Source organism: Protofrankia sp. Cr2 (genome assembly GCF_963555885.1).
Lineage (GTDB): Bacteria > Actinomycetota > Actinomycetes > Frankiales > Frankiaceae > Protofrankia.
Genome location: NZ_CAUVXG010000013.1, coordinates 52,994 through 61,397, shown reverse-complemented (window position 1 = coordinate 61,397; position 8,404 = coordinate 52,994). Strand labels below are relative to the sequence as shown.

Genomic DNA, 8,404 nt, shown 5'->3' with positions numbered 1-8,404 from the left:
GATCTCGCCAGCCGCCGCCAGCGGCGAGACGAGGGTGATATCGGGCAGATGGTTCCCCCCGGCGAACGGATCGTTGAGCACCCACACGTCGCCGGGCACGGCGCCGCGTTCGGCCACGGCGCGCACCGACTCGTACATCGCGCCGAGGTGCACGGGGACGTGGGCGGCCTGGGCGACCATCCGCCCGGTCGCGTCGAACAGAGCCGCGGAGCAGTCCCGGCGTTCCTTGATATTGGACGAGTAGGCGCTGCGCACGAGCAGCGTCCCCATCTCCTCGGCGACACCCGCGAACGCACTCGCCAGCACCGACAGTGTCACCGGATCCATGTCGTCCTCCGTTCGAAAACAGGCGGGTGTCCAGTGTCGCCGGCTCCCACAGCCAAGGCTGGCATACGCCGTAGAATACGCTTCGGGTAATTACAGGAGTACCAGTGGTCGTCACCCCGGAATTACTTCCGGGGTGACGACCAACCCGCCGGTGTGGGCTGGTCGGTGTGGGCTGGTCGGTGTGGGCTGGTCGGTGTGGGCTGGTCGGTGTGGGCGCGGGCAACAGCCGGGCCAGATAGAATGGAGAGGGCCATGGCGGACCTGAGCAACAGCACCGATCCGGCCACGAAGGCTGCGCTGTCGGCACATGTGACTCCCCGGCACTGTTCGAGGGAATTCTACGACAAGGAACTCGTTCGCCTGCAGACCGAACTCGTGCGGATGCAGGAGTGGATCGTTCATCGGGGCCTACGGGTCGTGGTGGTCATGGAAGGCCGGGACACCGCGGGCAAGGGCGGGACGATCAAACGCATCACTGAGAAACTCAACGCCCGACACTGCCGGGTCGTCGCTCTCGGCACGCCAACCGAACGCGAACGGACACAGTGGTATTTTCAACGATATATCCAACATCTGCCGGCGGCAGGTGAAATAGTGTTTTTCGACCGGAGCTGGTACAACCGGGCGGGCATCGAACGGGTCATGGGATTCTGCACCGACGAGGAGTACGAGGATTTCCTGCGGACCTGCCCCCAGCTCGAACGGGCGCTGGTACGGTCGGGCATCATCCTCGTGAAGTACTGGCTGTCACTGAGCGACAAGGAACAGGAAAGACGCTTCGGCGATAGGATCAAGAACCCGGACAAGCGGTGGAAACTGTCAAACATGGACCTTGAAGCCCGTGCCCGCTGGGTCGACTACGCCGAGGCCAAGGATCAGATGTTCGCCTATACGGACCTCAGGGACGTGCCCTGGTACGTCGTGGACGCCGATGACAAGCGAAGCGCCCGATTGAATCTCATCAGCCATCTGCTGACCATGATCTCATATGAGACCCTCCCGCAGGCGGACATTCAGCTTCCGGCACGGCAGGAACGCGCTTACATGCGTCCGCCGATCGACACCCAGACCTGGGTGCCCCGCCGCTACGTCGTCGACTGATCCGGCGCCGGCCGAATGTCCACAGTCGGCCGGCGCCCGTGGAACTTCTCCGTAATCAGAGGTGGATGTGCGCAAGTTCGTCATCATGGGTGTTCAGGGCAGCGGGAAGGGCACGCAGGCGAAAATACTCGCCGACGACCTCGATCTCGTCCACATCAGCGTGGGCGACATATTCCGCTGGAACGTCCAGAGTCATACCAAACTGGGCGCCCAGGTCAAACGCATCGTCGCCAGCGGCCACCTGGTCGGCGACGATCTGGTCGAGTCCGTCGTCCGCGACCGCCTCGCCAGTCACGACTGGAACTACGGCTTCATCATCGACGGCTTCCCGCGCAACGCCCGACAGGCCGAGTTCTTCCTGGAGAGCTACGACATCGACGGTGTGATCTACCTGGATCTCCCCGACGAGGAGGTCTACCGTAGAGTGCTCGCCAGACGGTTGTGTTCACGGTGCGGGCTGGACTACAACCTCATCGCGAGCCGCCCCCAGGTCGCCGACACCTGTGACGTCTGCGGTGGTCAGCTGCTGACCCGATCGGACGACAACCCCGCGGCTCTTGAGGTCCGCCTCCGCGAATATCATGAGAAGACCCGACCGGTGATGGAAATCTTCCAACGCAAGGAATACGTGGCGGTCGTCGACGCCCGACATATGGCCGTCGACGTGCAGGCCGAGATCCGCGAACACTTTGATCTACCCAAGATCGTGTCACAGTAAGGTCGCTCTAAGAGCGACCGCCGGCGCCCGAGGTGCGGGCGCCGGCGTCGATACGTGACCAACGGCGATACGTGAACAGCGTCCATACGTGACCAACAGCGATACGTGAACAGCCGGAATCACATCGCCGTTTATGGTCAGAAAACCATGTTTGCCAGGGACGACAGGTTGCGGAAGAACAACTCCCAGAACGTGTTGCAGTCAAGCATCCCGATCAACGGAACCTCCTTATGACGAGTAACACATTTCATCACGCGCTGTATCTATTTCGATACACAGAGTAGCCACAGGATCCGCGGTTGGCAGTAACCGCGCTGGGCGTGTTGGCATTCGGCGACGTGGGGACGCTGTCGATCGCGATGGGCGGGATACGGTACGGCCTGCGTGCCGTGCCGGGAGCCCGGCACCGCGAGAGGAGAAACGTCCGCGATGAGCGACGAGCAGCTCGTCCGACCCGCGCAGGTCAGCGGGTTCCCCGAGTGGCTGCCGGAGGTCCGGCTGGTTGAGCTGCGCTGGCTCGACGAGATCCGCCAGGGGTTCGAACGCTACGGCTTCTGTTCGGTCGAGACGCCATCCGTCGAAGCCCTCGAGGTTCTGATGGCCAAGGGCGAGACCTCACAGGAGGTCTACACGCTGCGCCGGCTCCAGGCCGAGGCTGCCGACGACGGCGATGCCCGGCTCGGCCTGCACTTCGACCTGACCGTGCCGTTCGCCCGGTACGTCGCCGCGCACTTCAACGACCTGGTCTTCCCGCTCAAGCGCTACCAGATGCAACGGGTCTGGCGTGGCGAACGCCCGCAGGAGGGCCGCTACCGCGAGTTCACCCAGTGCGACATCGACGTCATCAACGTCGACCACGTTCCGCTGCACTTCGACGCCGAGCTCCCCCGGATCATCCACGAGATCCTGACCGGCCTGAACATCCCCGCCTGGTCGATCAATATCAACAATCGGAAGGTACTACAGGGCTTCTACAGCGGCCTGGGCATCGACGACCCGCTCGGCGTCATCCGGATCGCGGACAAGATTGACAAGGTGGGCGCGGCCGGGGTCGAGAAACTGCTCGCCACCCGGACCAAGCTGACACCCGCACAGATCAGATCCTGTCTGGATCTCGCCCACATCCGTGGCGTCGACGCGGGCGTGACCGCGGACATCCGTCGCCTCGGCGTCACCTCCGACCTGCTCACCGAGGGTCTGGACGAACTGGCGTTCGTTCTGGACGAACTGTCGGACCTGCCTGCCGGCAGCGTCGTGGCGGACCTGTCCATCGCCCGCGGCCTGGACTACTACACCGGTACCGTCTACGAGGGAAAGTTCCTCGACTGGCCCGACTACGGCAGCATCTGCTCGGGTGGCCGCTACGCAGATCTCGCCGGGTCGTTCATCCGCCGGCACCTGCCCGGCATCGGGATGTCGATCGGGCTCACCCGGATCTTCGCCAAACTCGTGGCCGAGGGCCGCCTGAGCACCGGCCCCAGCTGCCCCAGCGACATCCTCGTCGTCCTCCCGAGTGATGCCCGCCGCGCGCAGGCGCAGGCCACCGCCGGGGCGCTGCGCAGCCGCGGCTACAACGTCGAGGTCTACCACCAGGCCGACAAGCTGGGGAAGCAGATCCGCTACGCCTCCCGCAAGGGGGTCCCGTTCGTCTGGTTCCCGCCGTTCGAGGACGGTAAGCCGCACGAGGTCAAGGACATGGCCGGCGGCGAGCAGGTCACCGCCGACCCGGCCACCTGGCACCGCCCCTGACCCGAGTAGGCGGCGCCAGATGGACGACATCAGATGGATACGGTAAACGCCCGGAGCGCCTGCGTGAGCAGTTCGAGTTCGTCGACGAGCACGGTGTCCCAGATATCGGGCAGTCCGCAGCCGTTCACTGTCACGCGTTGACTGAGGCCTTTGCGCAGATCCCGCAAGCAATGACGCAGCGCCTCCGGGGACGGCGGTTCGGGAGCCGTCCCCGTACGGTCGACCCTTTCCCGTCCGTACGCGACCGGGCTGTCGTTACGGTATCTGGCGAGCTGGGTGGCCTGCGGGATACACCGGGGGCTCTTTCGGTCACACAATGTGTACCAGCCGTCATCGCCGTACTTTCCCAACGTCCCTTCGCACAGAGCGGCGGCCCGTACCGCACAGCCCCATGGATCATTCTTCGCGATCGTCTGGACGAGTCGCAGCCGGGCGCGCAACAGAAGAAGCGAGGAATTCTCCTGATCGGACATGCCGATCGACATGAGCCATTCCGGATCGATGCCGGCTGCCGCCCCGGCGGTCGGCTTCTTCCTCCCCCGGACGCCATCACGGGGGGCCGGGACGAGCGAAAGCCTTCTCACCCTGACAGCAAGTGGCCGCAGCGACCGCGCCCACCCCTGGTCGAGCGCTGCCGCCGCGGCGCTGACGTCCAGACAGTCAAGCGCGGACAGGGCGACCCCGGCCAGTTCAGTTTCCCCTGCAACCCGGTTGAGCACGGCGCCCCGGTCGACCTCCACGATCGACTCGTTCGATCCCGCCGCAGCCTGACGGATTTCCACAAGCTGGGTCGGACAGGCCGCCGACAGGCCCCACTCCATACCCGTGAGCAGGAGCCCAAGCCCCTGGGGCTTCGGGCCGGGACCCGTGACCACCCAGATCTTCCCAACAGTGTCGAGCTCACGATCATCGACGGTGAGAGCGTCCCACACGTCACACCGAATGGCTTCAAGATCACTAAAGTCAATCCCGCATGTCAGCAGGACCCGGCAGTCGACGCTCTGGGCACATGCCTTCTCCTCCCACAGCCGGCCGATCCGTTCGGTCTCCGCGGAAACGATGATCCGGATCATCGGGACGATGTCATACCGACGTGCCTGCCTGATGAGATCGTCCAGACCGGACGGCTGTGAGTCTTCGCCCCTGCCCTTTCCCAAGGCGATGAGAATCAGGACACGCCGGTCACCGAGGTAGGGCCATCTCGGATAACCAATCTCCACGATCTTCTCGTCATAGCGGGGCAGATAACCCTGTGTCTCCAGAAAACGCCGAATGATCCGCGGATCCTTCGGGTCGGCCTGTTTCCCATGGGCCAGATCCTTGGCCGCATCCTCTGCCTCTCGAAGCTGCGGCTGAAGCAGGAAGTCAAGCGCGGATGTCTGTAGTCCCTTCGCCCGGCACGCGGCCCGCAATGCCTCGATCTCCTTACCTTCCAGCGTCTCTTGCCTGTTCCGAGTCACCCGATCGGGAAAGCGACGCCTGATCACGTCGTCGAGCTTTCCATCCAGGTCGGTACCGGGACCGCCCGTCCTGTCCCGGTCGGCGAGGCCACGGGTGCGGGTCTTCAGCCAGGCTCTGAAGAGAAAACCGTCGACCGCTTCGTAGCGGCCGATCCGTTCGAGTAGCACCCGGGCCAGATCCCCTTCGGGCATACCCGTGGCTGTGCCATCCTCCCCGTCGCGGTCGGTGGTCTCGGCCGCGAGAATCTGCCGATCCAGCCGGCTCCGCCACAGTTTATCGTTATCGGGATCGCCTTTGATCATAGGTGAATAGAACCGGTTCCGGATGAGCCAGCGTTGCGCGTTCTCCTTGTCGGCGGGAAGTTCCTCCCGGAGCGTGATCCGCCGAGCGGTCGCGCCGGTCAGGAGCACCAGTCGCGGCTCCACACCCGCTTCGAGTGCACCTGCCACCAGCCCGATCCCCGCATTGGTTGCGCCGCTGGTGAACTGGATGTCCACCTGAGGCAGGGTCCTACCCGCATATATGCTTATCAGCCAGTCACGGATGGCCACGCGGACCTTGGAGCTGTGAGGGGCGCTGACCTCCAGCAGCTCAACGGCACCTGGCTCGAAGCGGACGCCGTACAGGCCCTCGCTTTCCAGCCGCGCTTTCATCGCCATGCCGACGGGACGGGTGAAGTCCTCGTCGGGCGCCATACCGGCCTGTTTCCTGGTCACGACGAGAATGACCCGGTCGTACCGTGGCGCACCGTCCGCGAATACCGCCATCAGAGGCGCCGGACGCTTCGGGTCGGCGCTCGTCGTCAGCAGCCGGGCGGCCTGCGCCGGACCGGCGCTTTCCAACTCAGCGCATCTGGCCGCGAACGGTCGGCCGGAGCGCGTGCCGAGATCGGCGGCCCCGACCATGTGGACGAGGACATGACGGGGATCGGCGGGTTGCTGGTCGGTGATGGCCATCGCGTTACACCTTCCGTGGGCGGTGGTCGATCCTCCACGGGTTCCTGACGGACGACCCGCGGACCCCCGCACCGCGTCCATCTGCTCCCCCGGCGCAAGGATGACGTGGTGGACATTCACCGCTGGGGCGGGGGTGACGCCGTGCGGCCGGCGGTGGCGCCGTGAGCCCGGCGCCGTCCGTCCGGGGTGAGGTTGGCGGCCGTCAGGGGGACGGCGCCGGATCAGAAGGCGGCAGGCGATGAGCAGCGGCACGGCCAGTGAGACCGCCAGCGGGACTAACGGTGAGACGATCAGCCAGCACAGCGGGCACGCCGTGACGATCGGCGCACTGCGGGTGGTTGTGACCCCGGGACGGGTCGTGAGCCTGGCGGATCTGCCCCGCTACAGCATCGCGCTGGACGGGACGGTGCAGGGTCCGCAACTCGATCTCGACGGACGCCGGCTGAGCTTCGACCACCACGGCAACTGCGTGCGGCTGGTGACCTCGGCGACCTGCCGGCAGGTGCTGGACGCGCTGCTGCTCGGGCTCGACCCCACCCCCTACACCGTCTATGTCAACGACATCGACGCCGACACCGCCCTCGCCGTCGCGCTGCTGGCCCATCCCGAATGGGTCGCGCCCGACTCCGCGCACGCGCCGCGCACCCGGGCGCTGGTGGAGACCGTCGGCAGCCGGGACGCCCACGGCCCCGCCTACCCGGTGGCGGATCCCGCTCTGCTCGCCGAGTTCACCGCCGCCGTCCCGCTACCACGCCGTCATGGCCCGGTAGCCGACCCCGCCGGGGCGCTCGCCGGCTGCGTCACAGCCATCACCGGGCTGATCACCCGCGCGCCCGGAGAGAACCCGCGGCGCGCCACGCCGACCCGAAGGGAGCCGACCTTCACCGTCACCCACATCGGTACCGGCTGGGTGATGGCCACGAGCGCCGGCGACGGATTCGACCCGGTCTACACCGCCGGGCACACCCGCGCGGTGCTGTGGCGGCGGCTACCCGACTCCTCGATCGTCTACACGGTCGGACGGCGCAGCGACCTCGTCGATCGCTTCCCGGTCGGCCCGCCGAGCGATCCCGGGACGATCCTCGCCGCGCTGGCCGCCCGTGAACCCGGCTGGGGCGGCGGCAGCTCGGTGGGCGGCGCGCCGCGGCATCCTGACGGTTCCCGCAGCGCGCTCACCCCGGACGAGGTCTTCGCGGTCGTCGAAGCCGTCGTCCGTCAGGGGCGGGTGTGAGCACGAACCACTGACCTGGTTAGCGTTCACGTCCTGCTTCGGGGGAACAGAAAGGACATCGGATGGGCGTTACCTGCCACGTCGTCCTCATCGAGACGTCGGGAAACCAGGGATTCATCTTCGACACCACCAAACGGCGGGAGAACGTCGGCGCGTCCGAGCTCATCGACGGGCTCCGCCAGTGGGTGGACGACGCGCTGGCCGCGGAATTCACCGACTTCGACAGCAAGGCATGGCGAATCAGCGACGGTCGACCAGCGCAGCTGCTGGTGAACGCGGCCGGCGGCGCCAAGATCGTCGTCCGCAACCGGGACAAGGGGACAGCCCTGGTGAGCCTGGTCACCGCACGGGCGCTGCGGGCGGCCCCGGGTCTGGACGTGTGCGGTGTCGTCGGAGCGTGCTTCGACTGGGACGCCATCCACGAAGAGAAGGGACAACCGCCCATCAGCATGCTGGCCAGGCGGTGCCGCGAGGCACACCAACTGCTGCCCCTGGTCAAGAGCGGCCGCGCCGGTCCGATGAGCCGGTTCCTGCGCATTCCGATCGTGGACGAGTGCGCTGCCAGCGGTCTACCCGCCTACGACGTGGTGATCGACGGCGACGGTCCGCGATCACGCCAGCCCCGGTCACGTCCCAGCCGGGCCAAGCGCGCCGCCCAGGACGCCGGCTTCACCCGGCTCGCGCGTTACGCCGGAATCTCCGAGAAGGCGCTGGAGGACGTTGCCGACCATCTGGAGGATGTCCCCGACTGGGTCGCCGTCATCCACGCGGACGGCAACAGCCTCGGCCAGCTGATCACAGATCTCGGCAACAGACCCGAGGGCGCGCCGGCCGACGGCCAGCCGGCCGCGGGTTCAGCCG

Annotated in this window: 6 protein-coding genes and 1 pseudogene; 5 read left to right on the top strand and 2 right to left on the bottom strand. The window is 66.3% G+C overall.

What is annotated here, in order from left to right:
- Positions 1-327 (bottom strand): hydantoinase B/oxoprolinase family protein (locus U9978_RS08905; RefSeq protein ID WP_322760595.1); only part of this gene is annotated, 327 nt, incomplete at its 3' end.
- Positions 328-579: 252 nt separating this feature from the next.
- Here U9978_RS08905 and ppk2 point away from each other — a divergent pair.
- From ppk2 to hisS, 3 genes are all read left to right on the top strand, one after another.
- The gene (gene ppk2, locus U9978_RS08900) at positions 580-1,428 is read left to right on the top strand and encodes a polyphosphate kinase 2 (protein WP_322760594.1); all 849 of its coding nucleotides are present in this window, start codon (positions 580-582) and stop codon (positions 1,426-1,428) included.
- Between the two features lie 67 nt (positions 1,429-1,495).
- The gene (locus U9978_RS08895) at positions 1,496-2,146 is read left to right on the top strand and encodes a nucleoside monophosphate kinase (protein ID WP_322760593.1); all 651 of its coding nucleotides are present in this window, start codon (positions 1,496-1,498) and stop codon (positions 2,144-2,146) included.
- Positions 2,147-2,575: 429 nt separating this feature from the next.
- The gene (gene hisS / locus U9978_RS08890; RefSeq protein WP_322760592.1) at positions 2,576-3,895 is read left to right on the top strand and encodes a histidine--tRNA ligase; all 1,320 of its coding nucleotides are present in this window, start codon (positions 2,576-2,578) and stop codon (positions 3,893-3,895) included.
- A gap of 29 nt (positions 3,896-3,924) precedes the next feature.
- Here the strand turns inward: hisS and U9978_RS08885 are convergent, their stop codons facing one another.
- The gene (locus U9978_RS08885; protein WP_322760591.1) at positions 3,925-6,312 is read right to left on the bottom strand and encodes a hypothetical protein; all 2,388 of its coding nucleotides are present in this window, start codon (positions 6,310-6,312) and stop codon (positions 3,925-3,927) included.
- 238 nt (positions 6,313-6,550) lie between these two features.
- Between U9978_RS08885 and U9978_RS08880 the strand changes: the two genes are divergently transcribed.
- Together U9978_RS08880 and U9978_RS08875 are read left to right on the top strand one after the other, a co-directional pair.
- Complete coding sequence (locus U9978_RS08880; protein ID WP_322760590.1) at positions 6,551-7,543, top strand: hypothetical protein; 993 nt, start codon at positions 6,551-6,553, stop codon at positions 7,541-7,543.
- Between the two features lie 62 nt (positions 7,544-7,605).
- Positions 7,606-8,404, top strand: a pseudogene (locus tag U9978_RS08875) (hypothetical protein); the annotation flags it as partial.

Bases quoted from the DNA above. Each gene is read 5' to 3' on its own strand.
- ppk2 (WP_322760594.1), top strand. From the start codon at position 580: ATGGCGGACCTGAGCAACAGCACCGATCCGGCCACGAAGGCTGCGCTG.
- hisS (WP_322760592.1), top strand. From the start codon at position 2,576: ATGAGCGACGAGCAGCTCGTCCGACCCGCGCAGGTCAGCGGGTTCCCC.
- U9978_RS08885 (WP_322760591.1), bottom strand. From the start codon at position 6,312: ATGGCCATCACCGACCAGCAACCCGCCGATCCCCGTCATGTCCTCGTC.
- U9978_RS08880 (WP_322760590.1), top strand. From the start codon at position 6,551: ATGAGCAGCGGCACGGCCAGTGAGACCGCCAGCGGGACTAACGGTGAG.